We start from the raw sequence: 25,491 nt of genomic DNA, 5'->3' as shown, positions 1-25,491 counted from the left end.
TATGGAAACAGAAAACAAAAAGATTTTGTTAGTAGAAGATGATCCTAACTTTGGGACAGTACTTAAGGATTACTTAGCTATGAATGATTATGAAGTCACTCATGCTAAAAATGGAATGGAAGGATTTGAAAAGTTCAAAAAAGATGATTTTGATATGTGTATCCTTGACGTAATGATGCCTTATAAAGATGGATTTACGCTGGCAAAAGAAATACGCGATAAAAATGAAGATGTACCAATTATCTTCTTGACCGCAAAGGCTATGAAAGAAGATGTGCTTAAAGGTTATAAAGTAGGTGCAGACGATTATCTTAATAAACCTTTTGACAGCGAAGTGCTGTTGATGAAAATACAAGCTATCATGCAGCGAAAGAATACCGAATCAGTTGCAGATAGTAAACAATTTGAGTTTGAAATTGGTGGCTTTCACCTTAATTCCAAGTTACGATTTTTGACCTATAAAGAAGAGGAACCGATTAAGTTATCTCCAAAAGAGAATGAACTCCTTCGATTATTAGCGTTACATCTTAATGATCTAATGCCAAGAGAACTGGCGCTTACTAAGATATGGAGAGATGATAATTATTTTACCTCAAGAAGTATGGATGTATATATCGCTAAATTGAGAAAATATCTCAAAAAGGATGAGAATGTAGAGATTTTAAATATCCACGGAGAAGGCTTTAGATTGGTAGTCAGAAGCGAAGAGTCTTAATAAGAATTACGGTAACATTACAAAAACTCATAACAAGATGAAGCCCATCTGTTATGAGTTTTTTTTGATATACGACACGATTTCTTTTGGGGCTGTTTTATAATCAAACCAAGTTATGCTATCGTCTTTTCTAAACCAGGTTAGTTGACGTTTTGCGAATCTTCGTGTATTCTTTTTAATTTCGGAAACAGCAAAATCTAAATCCCACGCTCCATCCAAATAGTTAAACAGTTCTTTATACCCAACGGTATTGAGTGCATTGAGGTTGCGATATTTTTCAAGGGTTTTAACTTCCTCTAATAATCCTTCTTTCATCATCATATCCACACGTTTATTGATTCGGTCATAGATAAGCTGTCGATCTGCGGATAAACCTATTTTTGTTACGTTGAAGGATCGTTTTTTTTTAGGATTAGATAAAAATGATGTGTAGGTCTTACCAGTGCCGATACAGATTTCAAGTGCCCGTATGACTCTATGTGTATTATTCAAATCTACTTTTTGGTAATGTTCAGGATCCAATTCTTTAAGTTTGGATTGCAATGCACTGATCCCTTCTTGTTCTAATAAGGATTGTAAGTGTTCTCTAATGGATGGGTCTACATCAGGAAAGTGGTCAAGCCCTTTGGTTATTGCATCTACATATAACCCAGAGCCACCAACAATAATTACATAGTCATTAGTTGTAAAAAGGGATTCAATTAGTGCCACTCCATCTCTTTCAAAATCACCAACGCTATAGGTATCTGTTATCGAAAGATGTTGAATAAAATGGTGTTTGGCTTCAGCTAGTTCTTCTTCAGTAGGTACTGCTGTACCAATATTCATTTCGGCAAAAAATTGACGACTATCAGCGGATACAATTTCGCAATTAAAAGCCTTAGCTAATGCAATACTTAAGGCTGTCTTACCAATCGCAGTAGGCCCTACTATAACAATTAGATGCTTCTTAGTCATAATGTAAGGTTTCTCCACAGTTATAACAGTGTTTGGCACCATCTCTGTGTCTTTGAGCATTGCAATTGGAACATACTTGTGTATTTAAAGGTACAACTGGTTTTTTACCCCCAGCAGCGTACTCTGCGGTTACAATACCTGTCGGTACAGCTATAATACCATATCCCATAATCATAATTAGTGCCGCTAAAAACTGACCTAAAGGTGTTACTGGGGCAATATCTCCAAATCCAACTGTGGTTAAGGTAACAATGCACCAATAGACACTAACAGGTATGCTTTTAAACCCACTCTCTTCTCCTTCGACCAAATACATCACAGTTCCCATAATAATACAAACTACAAGCACAGCAAAGAGAAAGACTAAAATTTTAGCCCCACTATCCTTAATGGCTTTTCCTAGCTTATTGGCTTCACTAATGTATCTTGATATTTTCAAAATCCGAAAAACACGGAGTAATCTCAAGGCTCTTACTGTCAGTAAAGCGTGAGAGCCTGTAAAAAAGAAGGATAAGTAAAGCGGTAAGGTAGAAAGTAAATCTATAATCCCATAAAAGCTAAAAATATATCTTGCAGGACGTTTGATACTTATGATTCTTGCTATGTACTCCAGCGTAAAAAATATGGTGATCACCCATTCCCCATAATATAAGTAGTCATAAAACCGATCACTAAAGCCTTTGACGCTTTCTACCATTACTAAAATGATGCTTAGCCCTATAAGTATTAATAGTACAATATCAAATAGCTTTCCTAGCGGCGTATCCGCCTCATAAATTACTTCGTGAAGTTTGTTTTTCCAGTTTTTTGTATTTGAAGTATCCAATTTTTAATTTTTAAGATAAGAAATAGGAAAAAATTAATGTTCTAGGTTATGAATTTTAACTTTTTTGTTTTTTCGAATGTAGGCTTGTATGATATTGATCGCATCTTTGGTACTATCCATTTTTGTAAGTATATTTTGTAATACTTCCTTGTTGTGCAATTGATAATTTAAATTAATATAAGCAATACCTTTAAACTTGCCTTGCTCGATTACAATTACACTCTGCTCATCAATGGTGCGGCCCTTATCCAAAATCAACAAACTTTTGGCTCTAAAGGAATGGTTATCTACGAGTTCTTCAACTCTAGTGTTATATGCTGTATGATCTTCCTCTAAAATACAAGCACCATTACATTCCTTTATGGTGTAATAAAAACAATTTCCATTACTCTTATCGAGGTTAGTCAGCTTTTGGCATAACCGGTACTCTTCTATCCATTTTAGGAGGTTGGCTTTTGCTTGTTGTCGATTAGTAAATACGGTGACAGCCTCTTTCCGTTTGTCTATTTTATTTATCGTAAGATTGAGATAACCATTTTTATCTTTAAACTGATATAGGGCTTGCGTAAAACTGTTTCTCTTTAGCGCTTTATTATAGATCGGGTTTATTTTTTTTATTTCTTCACTTTCTTTAAGCAAAGCGACCAATTCACTACCAGTAATATCGTAGGTCACCTCTACTACTTCTTGCTGAATTTTTTTTGATTTTTTGTTATCGTTGGTAAAATGCTGATTTAATCGTTTTTTAATATTTCTACTTTTACCTATATAAATGATATCTCCATCTTCATTATACATATAATATACCCCAGTGGTAGCAGGAGCATTTTCGATAATCATCAGTAGTTTATTATCTAATTGCCGTTTAGGATCCAGGCGTACTGTATCACTGATGATTTGTTTATCTCCATCTTTCACTAGTAGTAGCTTAAACAGCTTTACGGTAGCTTGGGCATCGCCATCAGCACGGTGTCGATCAGACAACGGAATACCGAGACCTCTTACCAGTTTGCCTAAACTATAAGAATTTTGATCTGGTATTAATTTTTTAGAAAGTTCAACCGTACACAAAGAACGTCTTTCGTATTCATACCCTAGTCTTGCAAATTCTGTCCGTAATATTCGATAATCGAAGCTTGCATTGTGTGCTACGATGACACAATCTTTCGTGATTTCAACAATGCGTTTCGCAACCTCGTAAAATTTGGGAGCGTTTCTAAGCATTTCACTCTTGATCCCGGTAAGGTTAGCTACAAAAGGCTGTATAGGCCGCTCAGGATTGATAAGACTCACAAATTTATCGACTACCTGATGGCCATCAAACCTGTAGATAGCAATCTCCGTAATACCTTCTTCATTGTATTTACCTCCAGTAGTTTCTATGTCAACAACAGCGTACATCAATCCTCCGTATCTCAACTATTAATGATAGTCTCTTTCTCCAAAAATAGAGCTACCAATCCGGACCATGGTACTGCCGTGTTTCATAGCTATTTTGTAGTCTCCACTCATCCCTATGGATAAGGTGTCAAATCCAGAAACCTCTTCTTGTAACTTCTTAAAAAGTTTTTCGATGGTATTAAATTCTTTTTGAAGTTGTTCTTCATTGTCTGTAAATGTAGCCATTCCCATCAGACCTTTGATTCTTACATTAGGGTATTTAGCTAATTCAGGATTGAGAATTAGTTTTTCTGCATCTTCTGGTGATAAGCCAAACTTACTGTCTTCTTGTGCAATTTTAACCTGAATGAGACAATCGATTACTCTATCATTTTTTTTAGCCTGCTTATTGACTTCTTTTAAAAGTTTCATTTTATCCACGGCATGGATCAAATGAACGTAAGGGGCCATATATTTTACTTTATTTGTTTGTACGTGACCAATCATATGCCATTTGATATCTTTGGGCAACTCTTCCCATTTGGCCGTCATTTCCTGGATTTTGTTTTCGCCAAAATCTCTATGCCCGGCCTCATATCCTTCCTTGATATCGGATGCGGGTTTCGTTTTTGAAACTGCCACTAAAGTAACATGCTGAGGAAGTGAATCCTTAATTTGTTGAAGATTTGAAACTAGTTTACTCATAATTAGCAAAGATATTTAATTTCTTTTCTTTAAGAAGAAGATTAGTGTATCAAATGGTTAGTCATATGGATGACATTCAAAACTCATAAATCGTTACTCCGCTTCGTAATTTTGGAGCGATAAAAGTACTCTTTGGCGGCATGACTAAATTTTGATCTGCAATTTTTTTCAATTGAGAAGTTGAGGCAGGAAAAAGACCAAAACCTACAGTAAAAGCTCCACTATCCACTTCGCTTTTTACATAAGCAATATCTTTTTTGCCATCGGAATAGGCAATTCTGGTATCCGTTCTTAAATCTTTTATACCCAAAATAGGTTCCAATACGGTTTCATATAACAATTGGGCGTCGAGCTCATCCAATGCGTTTTCAAAATTATATTTTGTTTTGCGCAGATAGAGCGAATAAAACTCCCCATCTAGGTACATACTAAAGTGATGAGGTTTTGAAGGCTTGTAATATTCTTGTCCTCGATTTTCTATTCGGTACCATTCGTCCAACTGGATTAAAAACTCTTCTTTACCAAGGCCGTTTAGATCTTTAATCAGTCTATTGAATTCGTAAATCTTTAAGTCTGACTCTGGTATTAGATAACTCATAAAAAAATTATACGCCTCTTTGCCCGTATGATTCGATGATTCGGCTTTTAGGTCTTTAGCTAACAAGCAAGATGATGACGAGCGATGATGACCGTCGGCTATATATATACAATCCATCGCTTCAAATTCTTTTTGTAGGGTTTGGATTAATTCTTGATCATCAATTTTCCAAAGGTAATGGGTGTCTCTATAGGTAGTAGTAAATTCATATTCTGCACGTTCCTTAGAGACTTGTAGTAATATTTCTTTAATTACTGGATTGTCTGGGTAGGTAAGGAGTACTGGCTCCGCATTGAACCCTACCGTTTTAAGGTATTCCTTAAAGGTTTCTTCTCTGTCTTTAAGCGTGTCTTCGTGTTTTTTGATACAGTTATTTTCATAATCTTCAGCACTGGCTGCGGCAATTATGCCTAAAAACTCTTCTTCCTCTCTATTTATAATTTTATAAACGTAGTAGGTGGGTTTTTGATCCTGAATAAAAATTTCATCTTCTTTAAACTCCAAATATCGATTGCGAACTAATTTATAGCGTTCCGTTCCGGTAATTTCCTTTTGGTATTTATATCCTGGATTAACGATATGCAAAAATGAATAGGGATTATGGTCCAAGCGCGATTCTCGCTCTGCCGGGGTATAACTCTGATAAGGGCGAGAGGCCACCAGACTCACCTTGTCCCGTGTAGGTCGAACTGCTTTAAAAGGAATGATTTTAGCCATGAGGTCTATTGATTTTTAGCTACCTAGTAGTTCAGTGAGTTTTTTATCTAATCGTTCTCCTCTAAGGTTCTGTCCTACTATAATTCCATTTTCATCAATTAAGAAGTTATAGGGAATATAATTGATACTATAAACCAGTGCAGGGTAAGATTCAAACTCCTTAAAATCAGATAACTGAGTCCAGGGTAATTTGTCTTGCTCTATTGCTTTTAACCAGTCTTCTTTTCTTTTATCTAATGAAACTCCCACAATCTCGAAACCTTTATTTTTATAGTTTTTATAAGCTTCTATTAAGTTAGGATTTTCTTGTCGGCAAGGAGCACACCAAGAAGCCCAGAATTCAACTAGTGTGTATTTTGATTTTAAATCTGAGATCTTTTTCTGGTCTCCATTCGTGTTAGGAAGCTCAAAATCTACATAGGCTTCTCCTATTTGTGGTTTGTCTGGTAAGGATAGATAGTTATCTATGATTTGGCCGTAAGAAGATTCTTTTATGTTCTTATTGAGGTTTGCAAACCATAAGTTAACTGAATCCTTTTCCCACTCCATTTTATTCATATTTAAAAGGTAAACACTTAAGAAGGAATTAGGATGTTTCTTTATAAAGTTTTTGGAATTCTCTCTAAGCTTTGAATAAGTAGGCATTTGTAACCTTCCTAAAGAGTCTAGTTTTTCTACTTCTATATCAGGATTGTTAAATGCGTTTTGTATTTCATCTAGTGTTTTGATAAGCGGAGCATTAAGAATGTCCAACTGGTTAGCGCTTTTTTGTATAGGGCCACCATTGATTTTCAGATCTTTAAAGTCACTTTTTTTGCCTGTAATTGATATTTCTTCGTTCTCTAACCAAAATGAGGTGTAGAAGTCTTGTGTTTGTTTAACATGTAAATAAACTAAGTCAGGTTCATTAATCGTTCCTTTAAATTGAAAGCTTTCATTTTTAACCTTTGTGGAGTCTATCAACTCATTATTTCGGTTTAGATAAATTTTAGTTCCATCCTTTAAGCCTTCTATTTCGGCGTTAATGACATATTGATCAGTATTTTCTGTTATTGTGTTTTGATTTCGTTTTCCTTCTTTCTTACACGATAGTATGGTACATAGGAGTACAATAGGTAGAGTTAATAAAAGATTCTTTTTCATAATTATAAATAAAAATGGGATTTTGAATTTTGTAAGATACAAAATATCAAAACCCCATCTAGAATTAGTAGTATTTTATTGAAATTGCTTTGCTACGTTTTCAGCTTTTCTACTTTCTGAATAATCGTAGAATCCTTCACCGCTTTTTACCCCTAATTTACCGGCCATAACCATATTTACTAATAATGGACAAGGCGCGTATTTTGGATTTTTAAAGCCGTCGTACATTACATTGAGTATCGAAAGACACACGTCCAAACCTATAAAATCAGCTAATTGTAATGGTCCCATAGGATGTGCCATCCCCAGCTTCATAACGGTATCAATTTCCTGAACACCTGCCACCCCATTATACAAGGTTTCTATAGATTCATTGATCATAGGCATTAAAATTCTATTAGCTACAAATCCAGGATAATCGTTTACTTCGGTAGGTATTTTGCCTAATTGTTTAGATATATCCATGATCGTTTTTGTCACCTCATCTGAAGTGTTGTAACCTCTAATAATTTCAACCAGCTTCATAATAGGAACAGGGTTCATAAAGTGCATACCGATCACTCTTTCTGGGCGTACAGTTACTGCCGCAATTTGAGTAATAGAGATGGAAGATGTATTGGTTGCCAAAATAGTTTCTTCGGAACACAGCTCACTAAGGTCCTCAAAGATTTTCAGTTTTAAGTCGATATTTTCAGTAGCTGCTTCCACAACCAACTCTGCATATTCCACACCTTCTTTAAGTGAAGTAGCTGTAGTAATATTTTCTAAAGTACTGTTTTTATCTGCTTCAGTAATTTTCTCTTTAGCCACCATTCTATCCAGGTTTTTGCCAATAGTAGCTAACCCTTTATCCAGCGCTTGTTGTGATATGTCAATTAATTGAACTTTAAACCCTTTTTGTGCAAAGGTATGAGCAATTCCATTACCCATAGTCCCTGCACCAATTACTGCTATGTTTTTCATTTAAGTATATAGATTTTAGTGAATAGTTTTTAGTTTTTACTATTTGAATTAATGATTTGTTTTTTTTAAACTTTTTTGAAGTCCGGTTATCATTTTACAAATTTCTTCCAATTGCTGTCTAGCGTTTTGATCCATATTACTACTAATATAATCTCTTCTCATTGCTAATGTAGAACAGACCACACACTCTTTGGCAGAGTTAAGTGCAATTTGTAAATACCTATTAAATTGGGCATCTGATGCTCCAGCACCTTCTGCTATATTCAGAGGTATAGAATTAGCAGCCCGTAAATATTGATTTGCTAGAATATACTTTTCGCTAGAAGGAAATGAATCACATATCTTATAAACAAAATCTACATAATCAAGTGCTCTTTGATATACGATAAGATCTTCAAAATTAAATTTTATTTCTTTCATTTCAAGAACTTATAAGTTCTATTGACTAACAGCTAAAAGCTAAAAACAATTTATGACCTGCAATGCCACTTCTAACGCCTTTTTACCATGTGTAAGCGTTACTATAGGATCTGTATTATGTTGTATAGCTTCCGCAAATGTATTTAGCTCATCGAGGATGGCATTATTCGCCGCAATATCAGGATTGTCAAAGTAAATTTGCTTTTTTATGCCTTCTGCATTTTGTAATATCATAGCGAAATCATCTGGTTCTTCGGGTGCGTCTTTCATTTTTACAACTTCGCATTTCTTTTCGTAAAAATCAACAGAAATATAAGCGTCTCGCTGAAAAAATCGTGCCTTGCGCATATTTTTTAAGGAAATTCTACTAGCGGTTAAGTTAGCAACGCAACCATTTTCGAATTCAATACGGGCATTAGCGATATCAGGTGTTTCGCTAATCACAGATACCCCACTAGCGCTTATTTGTTTAACATCGGAGTGTACTACATTAAGGATTGCATCAATATCGTGAATCATCAAATCAAGCACTACAGGAACATCTGTTCCTCTTGGGTTGAACTCTGCCAATCGATGTGCCTCAATAAACATCGGGTTTTCAATTTTATCGACAACGGCAGTGTAAGCGGGATTAAAACGTTCTACATGCCCCACTTGCCCTTTAACCTTATATTCAGCGGCTAATTTGATAAGTTCCTCGGCTTCATCAACCGTATTGGTAATTGGTTTTTCGATAAAGACGTGTTTACCCGCTTTGATAGCTTGTTTAGCGGTTTCAAAATGTGCAAACGTTGGAGTGACAATATCAACCATATCTACCGATTCGATTAACGCTTCGGCAGAATTGAAAAGCTTGTAACCAAATTCTTTAACTATCGCATTGGCTTGCTCCTCACTAGCGTCATAAAAACCAACCAGTTCATATTTTTCAGATTGTTCAAGAAGTCTTAAATGGATTTTTCCAAGGTGACCGGCACCTAGCACTCCGGCTTTGAGCATAATTCAAAGTTTTACACAAAAATAGTATTATTTATAAATTTAGAATCCTAAATTGGTGTGAAATACTAAAATTTACCTTTACCTGGTAGTTTAGTAAATATTCTCAAAATACTTTCCTTAATTTTGTACCTCTAAACAACGAACCTATTGAAGTGAAAGATACCCTTAGACACGCAGGAAAACGGAAACAATTGGTAGATGTACTGATACAAAAAGGAATAAAAGATAAAGCGGTTTTATCTGCTATCAATACCATTCCCAGACATCTTTTTATGGACTCAAGTTTTGAGGATCATGCCTATCAAGACAAGGCGTTTCCGATCGCTGCAGATCAAACCATCTCTCAACCGTACACTGTAGCTTTTCAGACTGAATTGTTAGAAGTCGAAAAAAATTACAAAGTTTTGGAGATTGGAACTGGATCCGGGTATCAAACGGCTGTATTATGTGAATTAGGGGTTAAGGTATATAGTATAGAGCGACAGCGCGAATTGTATAAAAAAACTAAAGCATTTCTGAGTAAATTGGGCTATCGCCCTAAATATTTAAGTTTTGGAGATGGATATAAGGGGCTAGAGGAATACGCTCCATATGATGGTATTATTGTAACTGCAGGTGCGCCTTATGTGCCCAATCCATTACTGAGTCAATTAAAAGTAGGAGGTAGATTAGTAATTCCTGTAGGAACGGATCAACAAATAATGACGCTGTTTATTCGTAAAAGCGAAAAAGAGTTCGAAAAACACGAATTTGGAGAGTTCAGATTTGTGCCTTTATTAGAAGATAAGAATTAAGTGTTATTTAATTATAACTCTTTTTAATACGATCTAAAGCTCTTTTGTTGTCTCTGTTTTTGATGGTTTCGCGTTTATCGTATAGCTTCTTACCTTTTGCTAGCGCAATATTTAATTTAGCAAAACCTCGATCATTGATAAATAAACGAGTAGGGATAATGGTCAGTCCAGTATTTTTTACTTCTTTTTCAAGTTTTTTAAGTTCTTTTTTATTCAAAAGAAGCTTACGCTCACTTTTCGGGTCGTGATTGAAATAGGTAGCGTGTGAGTATTCCTGGATATGCATATTAATGACAAATAGTTCTCCCTGATCATTGAACTCACAAAAACTTTCTGCAATACTGGCTTTTCCTTCGCGTATGGCTTTAATCTCTGTACCTACCAATTTGATCCCGGCAGTATATTTATCCAAAAATTCGTATTGAAATTTTGCTTTTCGATTTAATATGTTGATTTTATTCTTACTCACGAGTTGTATGATTATTCTTATTGCTCAGTATACATTAACAATTTAAAAAATACCAATGCTTTCACATTTATTTATGGTATTGCAATTTGATAGCGCTTAGTCAATACTATGGTATTGCCTACAAAAATACAAAGCTTTCCGTAAAGAAAGCTTTGTGATTAAATTTTATATAGAAATTGACCTTCATAACTCCTGAAACTGAATTTCACCTATCTTTCCATCGTCGGTAAGCATCAGTTCCATAATCAATGTTACATTATCAAATTCTGCATTGTATCTATGAACACCCTCTGTTGTTTCTTTGAACATTATGGTTTTTAAATTACCAAACTGTTCGTAACAGCCTTTTACAAAACGTTCTACGCCTTCTTTGGTCATAGCGTTTTGCATATCTGCAGAATACATCTCAAAAATAGCATCTACATTTTGAGCGTTAAAGTTTTCTTGAAAAGCTTTGGTTGTCTTTTTGTAAGTTTCGCCCTCTTGTGCGACTACTGCAAAAGAGCAGAGAAAAAATAAAAGTAGTATTTTATATTTCATGGTTTAATAGATTTAGGTATCGCAAAGTATTAATCTTTTCTAAAAATTGAAAACATCAAATGCTAAAAATTCAACTATTTGTCTTTTTTTCTCTACGAATTTAATTCTACTTTAGCCTTATGAAGACTATACTAAAAAGCCACTGTTATTTTACTATTATCTTGTTGCTGAGTTTTTGTAAAATTCAAAGTCAAGAAACCGCTGAACAAATTGTAAATAAGGCAATTGAAGTCGCAGGAGGAGAGTTGTTTGATCAAGCTACGATTCGCTTTACTTTTAGAGATAAGGAATATGTAAGCCGAAGAAACACTAAAGGTGTTTTTTCGTTAGAGCGTATTACGTATAAAGAAAATAAGACCATACGAGATGTACTCAATAACAGAGGATTTCAAAGGACGATAAACAATTGTCCGGTTAACACCCCAGATTCTTTATTAACCAAGATGAGTGATGGCGTTAATTCTGTGCATTACTTTGCGTACTTACCTTATGGACTTAATGCTGCAGCAGTGATAAAGAAAAAAATCGGGGAGGACTTAATAAAAGATGAACCCTATCATAAAATACAAGTAACTTTTAAAAAAGAAGGTGGGGGAACTGATTATGAAGATGAATTTGTGTACTGGATTCATAAAGAAAAGTATACAATAGATTACTTAGCCTATAAATATGCTGTAAATGGAGGAGGTATTCGGTTTAGAGAAGCCTATAACCCGAGAGTAATTAATGGTATTCGTTTTGTAGACTACCATAACTTTAAAGTAGACGAGTTGAGTACGCCGTTAAAAGACTTGGGCAAGTTATTTGAGCGTAAACAATTGAAAAAAGTATCTACCATAGACTTGGAGAATATCTATGTGTATTTCAACCTGGACTGCTGCTAATATTTCAACAGCGTGTCGTTAACAACGGAATTGGTAATGCTTATTTTAAAAAGATTATTGTATACAGACTCGTGAATTGAGGGATACTTTTCTTTACCAATAATTGTGTTAACTAATGAAGGTGTAGAGTTACTATGACCTACCAGTAAGATAGTTTTTCCTTTAGTTTTCTCTTTAAATGACTCATCGTAGATGGTCTTAGGGTTGTATAAAATTACTTCGAGGTTTTCGTTTTCGGCAGTAGGTTTAGCCGTTTCTCTGGTTCTTATATAGTCCGTACTGTAAACAAAGTCAATATCATATTCCTTAAAAATCTTAGCCCATTCTTTTGCTCTTTCTTTACCTTGATCGGTTAGAGCTGGGTCTCGCTCGGCAGGATTAGAAAGATCTTTTTCAGCATGTCTGATTAAGAGATATACCGTTTGCTCTTCTTCTTTTTGGTTATTAACAGTAGTATTGCAGGCTAGAAATAATAAGCTAAGTAGAAAAATGAAATGCTTCATGGTATTTTATTTTTAATAAAAATACGATATTAAAGGGTATTACAATAAAGTAGGATAACTAAGCAATTAACCCTCCAATAAACCGGTTTGCCAAATTACGATTAAAGATGCAATACAGGCGATCATAAAAAAAGCTACAAAGATCAATGAAGCCTTCTTTAGATATTGCAGCTTTAAGTTACTAAAACCTTTCATCTTTGCTATTGGTTTAAACTGTTAAGATAATATTAAGACGATCAAAATCGTAAAATGTTACACTTTCTGCAATTTTAATTGTTGGATTCGGTCTTCAAAATTCGAAGCATCAACTGGCGCTTCTACTTGTTTGAAGACGGACATCAACTCCTCACTATGTACCCATTTTTGCTGTTTTAGTAAATTAAAATGTACAAACGTACTCCATTGTACCGCTTTGAGTTGTTTTTTGCTTTCATCTAACATTCGAATTTCAACCCACAATTTATGCTGATCACAATGAATCAATTGGGATTCGATAACCACCGTTTCCATGACTAAAGCAGGCTTTAAATAGGCGATTTGATTAGTGCCTACTACCCAGCTTACACCTTCGTTTTTTGCCAAAGAAAAGATATCAATATTATAAAATTCATCGATTTGATCCTCTCTTGCATTGATCATATAATTAAGATAAGAAGCATTATTAAGATGATTGAAAGGATCACAATCCTGAAATCTGATTTTTGTTTTGCTTTCTAATATTTTTGGTAACTCCATATTCATTTCATTTTTATACCAATCGGTATATTTTATATTAAAAAAATTATTTTTTAAGCTCAGTGATGATCGTTTGATCCACTAAATCCATAGTTTCTAATAAGTATGAATTATTATCCATGGTATAGGTCATAAAAATAGCTCCTTGGATTACAGCATATAATTTCTTGGCAAAGGCAGCTGCATCAACTGATGCTTTGATTTCTCCACATGCTTTACCAGCATCTACTAATTTAATAACGTTATTTTCAATGCGCTCTATAGTAAATTGCACGTGCTGTAGCAATACTTCGTTTTGATTGACGGCATCCACACCAACGTTTAAAACGGGGCAACCTCCTAACTCCTGACTGTAATCGTAGTACTTTCTGTAAAAATCGGTGACCAAAAACAGTTTTTCTAATGGTGAGTCACTCAACATCTGGTGATCCGTAATTCGTCTAAGCAAACTTTTTACGTTGAGGTTAAAACAGGCAATTGCTAATTCCTCTTTGTTTTTAAAGTTACCATAGATAGCACCTTTGGTTAGCCCAGTTGCTTTGGTGATGTCACTTAATGAAGTAGCCACATATCCATTTTTTGTGAAAATAGGAGCTGCCTTTTTCACAATAAATTCTTTAGTCTGTTTGGCTTTTGTTTGCATCAGAGTGTAAATATATTAAAAAAAATACCAATCGGTATATTTTTTACTTGAAATTGGGATAATTGCGTTTGGCTTATTCTTACAACAATAAAGCCCGTCAACTAGTTGACGGGCTTTTAATTAATAATCTATTGTTTCTTAGGACACCAAATCTTCCTGATTTCTAAATACTAGGTTGTTGTCAAATTCATCTAAAAGAATAATACTCTCGGTTGATATTTTTCCAGCTAAAATTTCTTTAGACAACTGATTCAACACTTCTTTCTGTATCGTTCGTTTTACCGGTCTTGCACCAAACTCAGGTTGAAAGCCTTTAGCAGCAAGATAGGATATAGCTTCTTCCGTAGCATCTAGTGTAATATGTTGTTTGCTTAACATTTTAGTTACATTCTTAAGTTGGATTCTTACAATATCTTTGATGTTAGACTCGCTCAATGGAGAGAACATAATGATATCATCAATCCTATTTAAAAACTCAGGTCGTACACTTTGTTTTAATAATCCTAACACTTCAACTTTAGCAGCCTCCATTGCGGTTTCCACATCAGGGATGGCTTCATATTTATCCTGGATGATATGACTACCCATATTACTGGTCATGATAATAATGGTGTTTCTAAAATCTGCAGTTCTTCCTTTATTATCGGTTAACCTACCTTCATCTAATACCTGTAAAAGGATATTAAAGGTGTCTGGGTGTGCTTTTTCAATTTCATCAAGTAATACTACAGAATAAGGTTTTCTTCGAACCGCTTCGGTTAATTGTCCGCCTTCATCATAACCTACATATCCTGGAGGTGCGCCTACCAATCGACTTACTGCGTGTCGTTCTTGATATTCACTCATATCAATGCGTGTCATTGCGTTTTCATCATTAAAGAGGTATTCCGCCAGTGCTTTAGCTAGTTCTGTTTTACCAACTCCCGTAGTACCAAGAAATAGAAAAGATCCTATCGGTTTTTTCTGATCCTGGAGTCCTGCTCGGCTTCTACGAACGGCATCACTTACAGCTTGTATTGCTTCGCGCTGACCTACTACTCGCTTCTGCAATTCTTGTTCTAAAACCAAGAGCTTCTCACGTTCACTCTTAAGCATTTTGGTTACTGGGATACCTGTCCATTTAGCTACCACTTCAGCGATGTCTTCATTCGTAACTTCTTCTTTAATCAACGAAGATTTACTTTGTTGTTGACTTAACTGTTCTTGTAACTTTTCAAGAGTTTCTTGTGCTTCTTTGATTTTGCCGTAGCGAAGCTCTGCTACACGTCCATAGTCTCCATTGCGCTCCGCACGTTCAGCTTCTAATTTAAACTCTTCGATGTCGGTTTTTGTATTCTGGATGGTATCTACGATTTCTTTTTCGCTTTTCCATTTAGAAAACAAATCATTGCGCTCATCTTTTAGATTAGCCAGTTCTGCATTTAATGTTTTGAGTTTGGTTTCATCATTTTCGCGCTTTATAGCTTCTATTTCTATCTCTAGCTGCATGATTCTTCTGTCTAAAACATCTAAATCCTCGGGCTTAGAATTTATTTCCATTCTAAGTTTAGATGCAGCTTCATCCATAAGGTCAATCGCTTTATCGGGCAAAAACCTATTGGTAATATACCGTTGAGAAAGTTCTACGGCGGCTATAATAGCTTCATCTTTGATTCTAACTTTATGATGCGCTTCGTACTTTTCCTTAATACCTCGTAGAATCGAAATTGCACTTTCGGTATCTGGTTCAGCAACGGTAACTTTTTGAAACCTTCGCTCTAGTGCTTTGTCTTTTTCAAAATACTTTTGATATTCATCGAGTGTTGTGGCACCAATAGCTCTCAATTCACCTCGGGCTAAGGCTGGTTTCAAGATATTTGCAGCATCCATTGCGCCTTGGCCTCCACCAGCTCCTACCAGGGTGTGGATCTCGTCGATGAATAAAACAATATCTCCTTCTGCTGAGGTAACTTCTTTAACTACAGCTTTTAAACGCTCTTCGAACTCCCCTTTGAATTTGGCCCCAGCAATCAGGGCTCCCATATCCAGTGAGTATATTTGCTTGTCTTTTAAATTTTCTGGTACATCACCAGCAATGATTCTATGTGCTAAACCCTCGGCAATAGCAGTTTTACCTACCCCAGGTTCACCAACTAACATAGGGTTGTTTTTTGTTCTTCGAGATAAAATTTGAAGTACTCTGCGAATTTCTTCATCTCGTCCAATTACAGGATCTAACTTTCCATTTTCTGCCAATTGATTGAGGTTTTTGGCATATTTATTTAGAGATTGATAGGTGTCCTCTGCACTTTGGGAGGTTACACGCTCTCCATTACGAATTTCATTTATGGCTTCTAATAAGTGTTTTTCTGTTACTCCTTGATCTTTAAGAATCTGGGCAATTTTACTTTTAGATTTAAAGATGGCAATTATCAAGTGTTCGATAGAAACGAATTCATCTTTCATGTTTTTAGCAGTAATACTTGCTTCATTCAGCATTTTACCTGCTTCTCTTGATAATTGTATGTCTCCTCCTGTAACTTTAGGGAAACTCTGTAAGGTACTGCTTAAGATTTGCTCCAAGAGCTGTACGTTGACATTTAATTTCTTTAAGATAAAGGGTAACACATTTTCATCAACTGTGGATATAGCTTTAAAAATGTGCTCATTTTCTATTTGTTGATGTCCCATACTCTGAGCAAGCTGCTGCGCCTGCTGTATGGCCTCTTGTGATTTTATGGTGAAATTATTAAAGTTCATGATTTTCTAAGTTTTATAGTTATGAGCAGTAAATCAAAAGATATTCCATCTTAAAAAAATGTCAAAATGTCTTAATAAAAAGCAAAACAACTGACTTTTTGTCTTAATACTAATTTATGTATTTTTGCTGACAATTAAAATGGTTTTAAGTATATTCTAATCCGGTTTATTCGGAAAGTAAATAAAAATATAGCTATGAATTTATTCAGTAAAATTTTTGGAAGCGGTGAGGCTAACAAGAATGAAGAGAAGAAAACAATCCCTTGGAAATCGCTTACCACTATGGAGCAATTAGATACCATCGAAAAAGAGTCTAAGACTCGTCCTCAGGTAATTTTTAAGCACTCAACCCGTTGCGGTATTAGTCGTATGGCGTTAAATGGATTTGAACGAGGATTTGGCTACCAAGATAATCAAGTGGATCTTTATTTTTTGGATTTATTAAATTATAGAGACCTTTCTCAAGAGATAGCTTCGCGATTCCAGGTGTGGCATGAGTCTCCACAAATGATTATTATCAAAAATGGTGAAACTGTAGCTCATCAATCGCATAGTGCTATAAATGCAGAACTGATTAATCCACATCTTGATTAAATAAAAAAGGGATTGATTAATTCAATCCCTTGCATTTTCTTAGTATAGATCAGTATTAATTGAATCTATATCTTGTAATAATACTTTTAATTTTATTTTTAAGATCCTCTCCAGAATCATAAACCATTTGTTCATTGGTAGGAAACGGAACCGCTCTACGACCAACAATGGTTAGTAAATTGTCCTCTAAAGCTCTTTTGTCTCCATTGTAGTTGGCATATACGTGCTGAAAAACATACTCACTAGCCAATGGAAATGCATCTAATAATTGTTTAGTTCTTAAGTTTCTATACTGCACATTTCCAACAACATTCACTGCTTTGAACTGGGTGAATTCGTAATATTCACATCGAACCGTTACGTTTTTATCAACTTTTACTTTTTCACCATCTTCATTAATAACAACATCGCCATTTTCATCTAGTAAATACTCCCAACCATCAACGACTACCTTTTCTTTCTCTAATTGTCTTTCTCTTACTTGTTCGGGTGATATGTTGATTTCTCTGAGTTCAATATTCATCTCATAATCATACTTGTTTCCGTTTTGTGGTTGGCTATGATATACCGTCCATAAATCATCTAATCCATAAGTGCTGAAATTCATAAGATCAGCTTCAAGTCGCTTAGGGATTATTACATCGGTATTGTTTTTCATAACTACCTTAACAAAGTCAGTACCTCTTAAATGAGCCTCTTCGATTAAGGATTTGGTGTTTTCGTATCCTGGACTTATTTTTTCAAGATAAACAAGATCATCATACACTTTTCTGTAGTCAGCTTTTTGTGAAGCTTGTTTGAATAGGGCAGTTGCTGAATCGTATAAAAAAGCAGATAAATCGTCCTTAGTGGTAATTATATTTCGATCATAATTTTCGAATGAAAACCGTGCATCTCTACCTTCTTCCATAATATATAAAGGCAACAAAGGTTTTATCCGTTCTTGTCTTTGTTTCATATTAAGATAGGTATTGTAAATTCTTTCCAGGTTAGCAGGATTCCCTTCTTTTTCTAAAAACGATACTGCATTTTTATCACGCTCAATAGATTTAGCAAAAGCCTCCTCAAGCATAATTATATAAGGCTGTTTACCTTTTTTATCTTTATTAGTTCTTAATTTTTCGATAGCAATATTTATCGCCTGATCGTAGTTTCCGGTATTCAGTGCTTTTTCAGTTTTTTTAACACTGCTACAGGATATGAATAAACCTATTAGGATTAGGGGTAAAAATTTTTTCATAATTGATTTTTTATAGATTTGGGTACTGAATATCAATTTTGGTGCCAAAAGGTACTAAAAACCCTTGATACTTTCATAATCAAGGGCTTATAAAATATTTTTTTTATTTTTTAAAGACGGGAAGTAGTTTGGTTTTTACCTCACCAAAACCAATTCTTACCTTTTTATTTTGGCAATAACCTCGCATAATTACCGTGTCGTTATCTTCGATAAATTTACGACTTCCTCCTTCTTTAAGCTGTACTGGTTTTTCGCCTCTCCAGCTTAGCTCTAACATCGATCCGTAAGACTCAGGTGTAGGACCAGAAATTGTTCCGCTACCCATCATATCTCCTGAGTTTACAGGACATCCATTAACCGTATGATGCGCTAATTGTTGCGCCATATTCCAATACATATATTTAAAATTGGTTTTAGCAACAACGGTCTCTACCGCGTTTTCAGGTTCTATAGAAACTTCTAAATTGATATCGTAACTCTTTTTACCTTTGTATTGTAAGTATGGAAATTGTTTTTTGACTGGTTTAGGTCCCTCAACTCTAAAAGGTTCTAAAGCGTCTAAAGTTACTATCCAAGGAGAAATTGAGGAAGCAAAGTTTTTACCTAAGAATGGGCCAAGTGGTACATATTCCCATTTTTGAAGATCTCTTGCACTCCAATCATTAAAAAGTACTAGACCAAAGATGTAGTCTTCTGCTTCTTCGATAGGAATTGGTTCACCCAAATGGTTTGCATCCGTAGTGATAAACGCCATTTCTAACTCAAAATCTACCAATCTCGAAGGTCCAAAAATTGGCTCCTTGGCTCCATTAATTAGTTTTTGCCCTTGTGGACGGTGAACAGGAATACCTGATGGAATTATTGAACTACTACGTCCGTGATACCCCACGGGCATATGTAGCCAGTTTGGTAATAAGGCGTTATCTGGATCTCTAAACATTTTACCAACATTGGTAGCGTGCTCTTTACTACTGTAGAAATCCGTGTAATCGCCTACAACCACGGGTAATTGCATTTCTATTTCATTTAATGCAAATAATACTATTTTACGGTGCTCTTCGTTATTTTTAAGCGTTTCATTTTCTACGTCAAAAATTTCTGCAATTCGGTTTCGTACTAATCTCCACGTTTTTTTTCCGTCAGAAATAAAATCATTTAACGAATCTTGTAAAAAAATATCGTCTGTTAGTGGAATACCCTCAAAATAGCCTAATTGGTGTAATGCCCCTAAATCAATAGCGGTATCTCCAATTCTAGTACCTATGGTAATAATATCATCTCGTGTCAGGAAGACTCCAAACGGAATGTTTTGAATAGGGAAATCAGTATTAGGACTGGTTTCAATCCAGGTTTTTCTGTTTGGGTCGTTAGCTGTTATGGACATTAAAATTAGTTTTTGTAATTCGTGTTTTATTTATTCTATCCGCTATAAAGCAAGCTGGAATTATGAAATACAAGTTATAAAAAACTTATAAAAAGGAATAGCTTTCTTTAGGTAAATAAATCCTAAATACTATACTCCATTACTTAACTTTAGAATTAATCTAGGACCAAATATATAATTTTACAGGATTTATTAATTTTTATTTCGATTAAAAATTGAAAAAAATCATAATAAACTGATAATGTACTAGATAGGTTTGCTTAAGTGATAAAGAACGGAATCGATTTTTGACCTTGTATAAGATCATTTACTAATGAGGATGTAACAGCCTTTCCATACCAATTCATAGCTCTAAAATATTCTTATTAATTATGAGTTGTTCATCGGGTTATCAGAAATGTATTTGTTATTTTTGCCGTTTTATTATCAAAATGAATACAATGCAACGCGACGAACAAATTTTTGAATTAATTCAGGACGAAAAAGAACGTCAATTAAATGGTTTAGAGCTAATAGCTTCTGAAAACTTTGTAAGTGATCAGGTTATGGAAGCGGCTGGTTCTGTATTAACCAATAAATATGCAGAAGGCTATCCAGGTAAACGCTATTATGGAGGGTGTGCAGTGGTAGATGAAGTTGAGCAAATTGCCATTGAGAGAGCAAAAACATTGTTCGGAGCCGAATATGCCAACGTTCAGCCACATTCTGGTTCACAAGCAAACACTGCAGTCTTTCACGCCTGTTTAACACCTGGAGATAAAATCTTAGGGTTTGACTTGTCTCACGGAGGACATTTAACTCACGGTTCGCCAGTTAATTTTTCGGGTAAATTATACAATCCTGTATTTTATGGAGTAGAAAAAGAAACTGGGTTGCTCAATTATGATAAAATTGAAGAAATTGCCATCAAGGAACAACCTAAGTTAATCATTGCTGGTGCTTCTGCTTATTCAAGAGAAATTGATTACAAAAGATTTAGAGAAATTGCAGATAAAGTTGGCGCTATGTTACTTGCAGATATTGCACATCCAGCTGGTTTGATCGCTAAAGGTGTAATTTCAGATCCCATTCCACATTGTCATATTGTGACAACCACTACACATAAAACTTTACGTGGTCCAAGAGGTGGTTTAATCTTAATGGGTAAGGATTTTGAAAATCCATTCGGTATCAAGCTTAAAAACGGAAACCTGCGAATGATGTCTTCCTTATTGGATAGTGGTGTTTTTCCAGGAAATCAAGGAGGTCCGTTAGAGCATATTATCGCGGCAAAGGCTATTGCTTTTGGTGAAGCATTGACAGATAAATTTTTACATTATATCGTACAGGTAAAAAAGAATGCGGCCGTAATGGCTCAGGCTTTTGTGGATAAGGGCTACGAAGTAATCTCAGGAGGTACAGACAATCATATGATGCTAATTGACTTACGTAATAAAGGTGTAACTGGTAAAGCTGCTGAAGAAGCGCTTGGCGTTGCTGATATTACGGTAAATAAGAATATGGTTCCATTTGATGATAAGTCTCCGTTTGTAACTTCGGGGATTCGTATTGGAGTAGCTGCGGTTACCACAAGAGGTCTTAAAGAAGCTGATATGAAAACTATCGTGGAATTGATCGATCGTGTTATTAGTAATGTAGAAAACGAAGAAGAATTACATAAGATCGCTGCTGATGTTAACGATATGATGTCAGATAGACCTTTATTTGTCGCTTAGTTCAAAATAAGCTAAACCTTCAAAATAAAAAAAGCGTGTAACTAAAGGTTACACGCTTTTCTTTTTTGAGTTCCGTTTTCTTAATGATTTTGGTAAACTAGTCCATATTATCAATTGCCATCGCCCTCAAAAATCACACTTTCATAAGCTCCCATATCTGGGTTTTCAACATTGCGCGAGGTGCCAAGAATGTCACTGCCTTCTCCTGGGGTGGAGCCGGTTCCATTGGCAGCCGAATTATCACCAATGTTTAATTCATTGCTTCTGGGTGCTTTAAAGTCTGGATCTTCATTGAAAATAATATTTTCATAAAGAGAAGTGTTTTCAAAATCGAATAAAGGATTATCATCAAATCTACCGTTAAAGTCTTCAAAGCGAATAAGACAGTTTGTAAATTTATAATTGAAAACAGTTTCGCCGACTTTACTTAAAATTAATTCTATTGGCTCATCTCCATATATGATGCAATCTGTAAAGTTGGCTTCGGTTAGATCTGCTACCAACACTTCTGTTTCGCTAATTTGTAGATTGTTATCAATAAGCACTGATGGAAATTGCCGTAATCCATTGGTATAATTAGCAAAAGTACAATGGCTGAAGTTATAGCGACCTCCCAGCGAACAGTTTAGTGATACTTGTCCTGAGTTATTGATGACTAGATTTTCACCTGATACGTGACCAGTTCTCGCTAATAATCCTACGTTTGCGCTATTGTATATTTGAGTGTTGTTTATCGTCAAAGTAGGATTTGCGGATCCATCATTGGATTCCATAAGCACCCCAACTGTTGCATTTTTGATAGTAGCGTGGTTGATTACATGGCCAGTACTACCTTCAGTTAACCATATGGTTCCCCATTGACCGGGTAATTCACTAAAACCAGGTTCTAGTCGATCACCCTCAAAAATCACTTCGTTTTCTAAACTTTCGGGATCACTGCTAAGTGCACCGTTAACCAAAAGGGTGGCATTATTAGCCACAATAAGGCCCGAATTGTCGTGAAAATGAATTCGTGCACCAGCCTCAATCGTTAAAGTTTGGTCAGGAGGGACCGCTGCATATCCATATATCACATATGGCTTTTCATTGGTAAAGGTAAGTTCTTCAGGCTCTAAAAAGAACCCTTCAATCCGTATTTCATTATTTTCTTCATCTACTCCTAGTAGTAAGGTCTCTACTTCACCAGTCATATCATCTCTAGATGGGAAGAGAAAAACAGCATCTTTAACCAGGGTGACTAAATCAACATCTTGCTGGTTACTGCCAGTGTCAAATAAAATTCGATCGGTATACAAAAATTCCGGACTTAAAGTTTGTTGAGTAATGTCTGTAGTGGTTTCTACAAAAACAAAAATACTATCCTTGGCAAAAACCTGAATATTTTGAAACGATTTACCTGGAATTCCATCAACATTGAGTCGGTAATCAGAATCTTCTCCTCTTTCGAGTTGTATGGAAGGTATGGTTAGGTCTTCATCCGTGCGATTATACACTTTAAAACTGTAGGTGCTAGAACTTATGTTAGAAAAGATAGTGTCTAGATACAAAGTGTCTACAGAAAATTCAAGATTACCACGGCTAGGTGGTGCTTCAAAATCTTTTCTACAAGAACTCCAAAAAATAACGAGTAGTAATAAAGCTATAAAAGTTAAATACCGTTTAGTAAATGACATAATCTTTTGCTATGAGATTGCAAAGTAGCAATATTTTTTTTCTTATGGTTTTGATGATTCTAAATATCGTAAATATTAATTCTTTTAAAATGCTTTTATGGGATTTATATAGATATAAAACATTTGTTACCTTTGCCTAGCTCTTTAACCAGAGCTTTTTAATTTTAGTTGTAAATAAAGATATACTTATCAATATGAATTCATATGATGTAGCCATTATAGGCTCAGGTCCCGGAGGTTATGTGGCAGCAATTCGATGTGCTCAATTAGGGATGAAAACTGCAATAATTGAAAAATACTCAACATTAGGAGGTACTTGTTTAAATGTAGGATGTATCCCAAGTAAAGCGCTGCTAGATTCTTCGCATCATTATGAGCATGCGGTTCAACATTTTGAGGATCACGGTATTGATATTCCTGGAGAGATCAAGGTAAATCTCGAAAAGATGATCGCTCGCAAGCAAGCCGTTGTTGACCAAACGTGTGATGGAGTAAGCTTTTTAATGAAGAAAAATAAAATCGATGTGTATGAAGGTTTAGGGTCTTTTAAAGACGCTACTCACTTGAGTATTGCAAAGAAAGACGGTGGAGCTGAAGAAATAGAGGCAAAAAATATCATAATTGCTACAGGGTCTAAACCCTCTACGCTACCTTTTATTACTATTGATAAGAAGCGAATTATAACCTCTACAGAGGCATTGAAATTAAAAGAAGTACCTAAACATATGGTCATCATTGGTGGCGGTGTTATTGGATTAGAACTTGGCCAGGTGTATAGAAGATTAGGAGCCGAAGTTTCGGTGATTGAATTTATGGATCGAATTATCCCTGGCATGGATAAAGCATTATCCAAAGAATTACAAAAGGTAATGAAGAAACAAGGGGTGAAATTTTACACTTCTCACAAAGTTACTGAGGTAAAAGGAACAGCCAAACAAGTGACCATAAAAGCTGAGGATAAAAAAGGAAATATTGTTGATTTTAAAGGTGATTATTGCTTAGTTTCTGTTGGACGTCGTCCTTATACCGATAATCTTAATGCAGAAGCTGCCGGAGTTAAAATAAACGATAAAGGACAAGTTGAGGTTAACGATCACTTACAAACCTCAGTTGAAAACATTTACGCGATTGGTGATGTGGTTAGAGGTGCAATGCTTGCACACAAGGCAGAAGAAGAAGGAATATTCGTTGCGGAAACCCTTGCAGGTCAAAAACCACATATAGATTATAATTTGATTCCTGGAGTGGTGTATACTTGGCCAGAAGTTGCTGCGGTTGGTAAAACCGAGGAGGAGCTTAAGGAAGCAGGTGTAAAATATAAATCAGGTCAATTTCCATTTAGAGCTTTAGGAAGAGCACGAGCTAGTTCTGATTTGGATGGCTTTGTAAAAATATTAGCTGATGAGGCTACTGATGAGGTACTGGGTGTACATATGATTGGTGCACGATGTGCAGATTTAATAGCTGAAGCAGTAACTGCGATGGAGTTTAGAGCCTCCGCTGAGGATATCTCGAGAATGTCACATCCACACCCAACTTTCACTGAAGCTGTAAAGGAAGCGGCGTTAGCAGCTACGGAAAACCGTGCCCTGCATGTGTAAAACAACTTTGAAGTATACATAAATAAAAAATGCTAAGAGAATCCTCTTAGCATTTTTTGTTGTTATATAGTTGTGCGCACTATGGCACGTTACTTCCTATGTTTCCTTGAGCAACAATTGTGGCTAGCTCATTCGCACTTAAATGTACATTGATATACCCATTGTAGTCGATTAAGCCCTCATAGGTAATGGCAGTGTCATCATCTAGTGCAGTAACCGTGGTAGTACTTAAACCAGTATCTCCATCTACATTAGTTAGTGTTATAGCGATTCCGCCTCCTGTGGCAGCATCATTCATATGAATGTGCATTGGATGATCGCCCCCAGCAGGAGTTCCTTCTAAAGCGACATCAATTCGAGTTGTTGTGGCATTTACCTTAGTAAACGTAGCAGTACCAGATACTCCGGAGCCTCCAACCTCTGCTAAGGTGTAAGCAGTTGCTTCAATCGTAGCTCCGTCATCATCATCACTACATCCGATAAACAATAATGGTACAATCAATAAAAATTTTAGAAAAACATTTTTCATAAGTTAATAGTTTTGTGTTATACAT

At 35.4% G+C, this 25,491-nt stretch carries 25 protein-coding genes; 6 read left to right on the top strand and 19 right to left on the bottom strand.

Annotated features, from left to right (window positions below; all coding sequences use genetic code 11):
• Position 1 precedes the first annotated feature (1 nt).
• A complete protein-coding gene (locus tag EV197_RS13250; RefSeq protein ID WP_130287273.1) occupies positions 2-715 on the top strand; it encodes a response regulator transcription factor in 714 nt (237 codons plus the stop codon).
• A 51-nt stretch (positions 716-766) separates the two neighbouring features.
• Here EV197_RS13250 and miaA read toward each other — a convergent pair whose 3' ends face one another.
• The 9 genes from miaA to EV197_RS13205 all read right to left on the bottom strand — a co-directional run bounded on the left by miaA (position 767) and on the right by EV197_RS13205 (position 9,423).
• Entirely contained in the window at positions 767-1,672 is a 906-nt protein-coding gene (miaA, locus tag EV197_RS13245) for a tRNA (adenosine(37)-N6)-dimethylallyltransferase MiaA (protein WP_130287272.1), read from the bottom strand.
• Entirely contained in the window at positions 1,665-2,498 is an 834-nt protein-coding gene (locus tag EV197_RS13240; RefSeq protein WP_130287271.1) for an ion transporter, read from the bottom strand. The genes miaA and EV197_RS13240 overlap by 8 nt, the downstream gene beginning before the upstream one ends.
• Positions 2,499-2,531: 33 nt before the next feature.
• Positions 2,532-3,899 carry an exonuclease domain-containing protein gene (locus EV197_RS13235; RefSeq protein ID WP_130287326.1) on the bottom strand — a complete coding sequence of 456 codons (1,368 nt, stop codon included), beginning with the start codon at positions 3,897-3,899 and terminating at the stop codon, positions 2,532-2,534.
• A 21-nt stretch (positions 3,900-3,920) separates the two neighbouring features.
• Positions 3,921-4,583, bottom strand: a complete 663-nt coding sequence (locus EV197_RS13230) for a YggS family pyridoxal phosphate-dependent enzyme (protein ID WP_130287270.1) — start codon at positions 4,581-4,583, stop codon at positions 3,921-3,923.
• A gap of 76 nt (positions 4,584-4,659) precedes the next feature.
• A complete protein-coding gene (locus tag EV197_RS13225) occupies positions 4,660-5,898 on the bottom strand; it encodes a DUF1015 domain-containing protein (protein ID WP_130287269.1) in 1,239 nt (412 codons plus the stop codon).
• A 15-nt stretch (positions 5,899-5,913) separates the two neighbouring features.
• Positions 5,914-7,041 carry a TlpA disulfide reductase family protein gene (locus EV197_RS13220; RefSeq protein WP_130287268.1) on the bottom strand — a complete coding sequence of 376 codons (1,128 nt, stop codon included), beginning with the start codon at positions 7,039-7,041 and terminating at the stop codon, positions 5,914-5,916.
• Positions 7,042-7,116: 75 nt separating this feature from the next.
• Positions 7,117-8,004 carry a 3-hydroxyacyl-CoA dehydrogenase family protein gene (locus EV197_RS13215; protein ID WP_130287267.1) on the bottom strand — a complete coding sequence of 296 codons (888 nt, stop codon included), beginning with the start codon at positions 8,002-8,004 and terminating at the stop codon, positions 7,117-7,119.
• 48 nt (positions 8,005-8,052) lie between these two features.
• Entirely contained in the window at positions 8,053-8,424 is a 372-nt protein-coding gene (locus tag EV197_RS13210; protein ID WP_130287266.1) for a four helix bundle protein, read from the bottom strand.
• 39 nt (positions 8,425-8,463) lie between these two features.
• The gene (locus EV197_RS13205; RefSeq protein ID WP_130287265.1) at positions 8,464-9,423 is read right to left on the bottom strand and encodes a Gfo/Idh/MocA family protein; all 960 of its coding nucleotides are present in this window, start codon (positions 9,421-9,423) and stop codon (positions 8,464-8,466) included.
• Positions 9,424-9,575: 152 nt separating this feature from the next.
• On the opposite strand from EV197_RS13205, the gene EV197_RS13200 reads away from it, so the two are divergent.
• Positions 9,576-10,217: a protein-L-isoaspartate(D-aspartate) O-methyltransferase gene (locus EV197_RS13200; protein WP_130287264.1), complete on the top strand. Its 642-nt coding sequence runs from the start codon at positions 9,576-9,578 to the stop codon at positions 10,215-10,217.
• A 7-nt stretch (positions 10,218-10,224) separates the two neighbouring features.
• On the opposite strand, the gene smpB is transcribed toward EV197_RS13200, so the two are convergent.
• Together smpB and EV197_RS13190 are read right to left on the bottom strand one after the other, a co-directional pair.
• A complete protein-coding gene (smpB, locus tag EV197_RS13195; protein WP_130287263.1) occupies positions 10,225-10,686 on the bottom strand; it encodes an SsrA-binding protein SmpB in 462 nt (153 codons plus the stop codon).
• Between the two features lie 183 nt (positions 10,687-10,869).
• The gene (locus EV197_RS13190) at positions 10,870-11,226 is read right to left on the bottom strand and encodes a DUF3887 domain-containing protein (protein ID WP_130287262.1); all 357 of its coding nucleotides are present in this window, start codon (positions 11,224-11,226) and stop codon (positions 10,870-10,872) included.
• 119 nt (positions 11,227-11,345) lie between these two features.
• Between EV197_RS13190 and EV197_RS13185 the strand changes: the two genes are divergently transcribed.
• Positions 11,346-12,110 (top strand): DUF6503 family protein, encoded by a 765-nt coding sequence (locus tag EV197_RS13185; RefSeq protein WP_130287261.1) that lies wholly within the window; start codon positions 11,346-11,348, stop codon positions 12,108-12,110.
• Here the strand turns inward: EV197_RS13185 and EV197_RS13180 are convergent.
• The 4 genes from EV197_RS13180 to clpB all read right to left on the bottom strand — a co-directional run bounded on the left by EV197_RS13180 (position 12,107) and on the right by clpB (position 16,730).
• Entirely contained in the window at positions 12,107-12,613 is a 507-nt protein-coding gene (locus tag EV197_RS13180) for a SixA phosphatase family protein (RefSeq protein ID WP_130287260.1), read from the bottom strand. The genes EV197_RS13185 and EV197_RS13180 overlap by 4 nt on opposite strands.
• Before the next feature lie 252 nt (positions 12,614-12,865).
• On the bottom strand, positions 12,866-13,348 hold the full coding sequence (locus tag EV197_RS13175) for an acyl-CoA thioesterase (RefSeq protein ID WP_130287259.1): 483 nt from the start codon (positions 13,346-13,348) through the stop codon (positions 12,866-12,868).
• A gap of 46 nt (positions 13,349-13,394) precedes the next feature.
• Positions 13,395-13,955, bottom strand: a complete 561-nt coding sequence (locus EV197_RS13170; protein WP_242610737.1) for a TetR/AcrR family transcriptional regulator — start codon at positions 13,953-13,955, stop codon at positions 13,395-13,397.
• Between the two features lie 174 nt (positions 13,956-14,129).
• The gene (gene clpB, locus EV197_RS13165) at positions 14,130-16,730 is read right to left on the bottom strand and encodes an ATP-dependent chaperone ClpB (protein ID WP_130287257.1); all 2,601 of its coding nucleotides are present in this window, start codon (positions 16,728-16,730) and stop codon (positions 14,130-14,132) included.
• A gap of 195 nt (positions 16,731-16,925) precedes the next feature.
• Here clpB and ytxJ point away from each other — a divergent pair, with 195 nt between their 5' ends.
• Positions 16,926-17,324 (top strand): bacillithiol system redox-active protein YtxJ, encoded by a 399-nt coding sequence (gene ytxJ, locus EV197_RS13160; protein WP_130287256.1) that lies wholly within the window; start codon positions 16,926-16,928, stop codon positions 17,322-17,324.
• Between the two features lie 55 nt (positions 17,325-17,379).
• On the opposite strand, the gene EV197_RS13155 is transcribed toward ytxJ, so the two are convergent.
• Together EV197_RS13155 and fahA are read right to left on the bottom strand one after the other, a co-directional pair.
• Entirely contained in the window at positions 17,380-18,564 is a 1,185-nt protein-coding gene (locus EV197_RS13155) for a hypothetical protein (RefSeq protein ID WP_130287255.1), read from the bottom strand.
• Positions 18,565-18,667: 103 nt separating this feature from the next.
• A complete protein-coding gene (gene fahA / locus EV197_RS13150) occupies positions 18,668-19,948 on the bottom strand; it encodes a fumarylacetoacetase (protein ID WP_130287254.1) in 1,281 nt (426 codons plus the stop codon).
• Between the two features lie 440 nt (positions 19,949-20,388).
• On the opposite strand from fahA, the gene EV197_RS13145 reads away from it, so the two are divergent.
• Positions 20,389-21,663, top strand: a complete 1,275-nt coding sequence (locus EV197_RS13145; RefSeq protein ID WP_130287253.1) for a serine hydroxymethyltransferase — start codon at positions 20,389-20,391, stop codon at positions 21,661-21,663.
• A 110-nt stretch (positions 21,664-21,773) separates the two neighbouring features.
• Here EV197_RS13145 and EV197_RS13140 read toward each other — a convergent pair whose 3' ends face one another.
• A complete protein-coding gene (locus EV197_RS13140) occupies positions 21,774-23,336 on the bottom strand; it encodes a hypothetical protein (RefSeq protein WP_130287252.1) in 1,563 nt (520 codons plus the stop codon).
• Between the two features lie 194 nt (positions 23,337-23,530).
• Here EV197_RS13140 and lpdA point away from each other — a divergent pair, with 194 nt between their 5' ends.
• The gene (gene lpdA, locus EV197_RS13135; protein WP_130287251.1) at positions 23,531-24,937 is read left to right on the top strand and encodes a dihydrolipoyl dehydrogenase; all 1,407 of its coding nucleotides are present in this window, start codon (positions 23,531-23,533) and stop codon (positions 24,935-24,937) included.
• Between the two features lie 79 nt (positions 24,938-25,016).
• Here the strand turns inward: lpdA and EV197_RS13130 are convergent, their stop codons facing one another.
• Positions 25,017-25,466: a CHRD domain-containing protein gene (locus EV197_RS13130; RefSeq protein WP_130287250.1), complete on the bottom strand. Its 450-nt coding sequence runs from the start codon at positions 25,464-25,466 to the stop codon at positions 25,017-25,019.
• Positions 25,467-25,491 lie beyond the last annotated feature (25 nt).

Origin of the sequence: Aquimarina brevivitae, from assembly GCF_004216895.1 — a bacterium.
GTDB classification, from domain to species: Bacteria; Bacteroidota; Bacteroidia; order Flavobacteriales; family Flavobacteriaceae; genus Aquimarina; species Aquimarina brevivitae.
The sequence above is the reverse complement of the archived record's forward strand: the minus strand, read 5'-3'. Positions and strand labels throughout refer to the sequence as shown.

Coding starts and splice junctions, on each gene's coding strand:
- EV197_RS13250 (WP_130287273.1), top strand. CDS start 2: ATGGAAACAGAAAACAAAAAGATTTTGTTAGTAGAAGATGATCCTAAC.
- miaA (WP_130287272.1), bottom strand. CDS start 1,672: ATGACTAAGAAGCATCTAATTGTTATAGTAGGGCCTACTGCGATTGGT.
- EV197_RS13235 (WP_130287326.1), bottom strand. CDS start 3,899: ATGTACGCTGTTGTTGACATAGAAACTACTGGAGGTAAATACAATGAA.
- EV197_RS13230 (WP_130287270.1), bottom strand. CDS start 4,583: ATGAGTAAACTAGTTTCAAATCTTCAACAAATTAAGGATTCACTTCCT.
- EV197_RS13225 (WP_130287269.1), bottom strand. CDS start 5,898: ATGGCTAAAATCATTCCTTTTAAAGCAGTTCGACCTACACGGGACAAG.
- EV197_RS13220 (WP_130287268.1), bottom strand. CDS start 7,041: ATGAAAAAGAATCTTTTATTAACTCTACCTATTGTACTCCTATGTACC.
- EV197_RS13215 (WP_130287267.1), bottom strand. CDS start 8,004: ATGAAAAACATAGCAGTAATTGGTGCAGGGACTATGGGTAATGGAATT.
- EV197_RS13210 (WP_130287266.1), bottom strand. CDS start 8,424: ATGAAAGAAATAAAATTTAATTTTGAAGATCTTATCGTATATCAAAGA.
- EV197_RS13205 (WP_130287265.1), bottom strand. CDS start 9,423: ATGCTCAAAGCCGGAGTGCTAGGTGCCGGTCACCTTGGAAAAATCCAT.
- EV197_RS13190 (WP_130287262.1), bottom strand. CDS start 11,226: ATGAAATATAAAATACTACTTTTATTTTTTCTCTGCTCTTTTGCAGTA.
- EV197_RS13185 (WP_130287261.1), top strand. CDS start 11,346: ATGAAGACTATACTAAAAAGCCACTGTTATTTTACTATTATCTTGTTG.
- EV197_RS13180 (WP_130287260.1), bottom strand. CDS start 12,613: ATGAAGCATTTCATTTTTCTACTTAGCTTATTATTTCTAGCCTGCAAT.
- EV197_RS13175 (WP_130287259.1), bottom strand. CDS start 13,348: ATGGAGTTACCAAAAATATTAGAAAGCAAAACAAAAATCAGATTTCAG.
- clpB (WP_130287257.1), bottom strand. CDS start 16,730: ATGAACTTTAATAATTTCACCATAAAATCACAAGAGGCCATACAGCAG.
- ytxJ (WP_130287256.1), top strand. CDS start 16,926: ATGAATTTATTCAGTAAAATTTTTGGAAGCGGTGAGGCTAACAAGAAT.
- EV197_RS13155 (WP_130287255.1), bottom strand. CDS start 18,564: ATGAAAAAATTTTTACCCCTAATCCTAATAGGTTTATTCATATCCTGT.
- fahA (WP_130287254.1), bottom strand. CDS start 19,948: ATGTCCATAACAGCTAACGACCCAAACAGAAAAACCTGGATTGAAACC.
- EV197_RS13145 (WP_130287253.1), top strand. CDS start 20,389: ATGCAACGCGACGAACAAATTTTTGAATTAATTCAGGACGAAAAAGAA.
- EV197_RS13140 (WP_130287252.1), bottom strand. CDS start 23,336: ATGTCATTTACTAAACGGTATTTAACTTTTATAGCTTTATTACTACTC.
- lpdA (WP_130287251.1), top strand. CDS start 23,531: ATGAATTCATATGATGTAGCCATTATAGGCTCAGGTCCCGGAGGTTAT.
- EV197_RS13130 (WP_130287250.1), bottom strand. CDS start 25,466: ATGAAAAATGTTTTTCTAAAATTTTTATTGATTGTACCATTATTGTTT.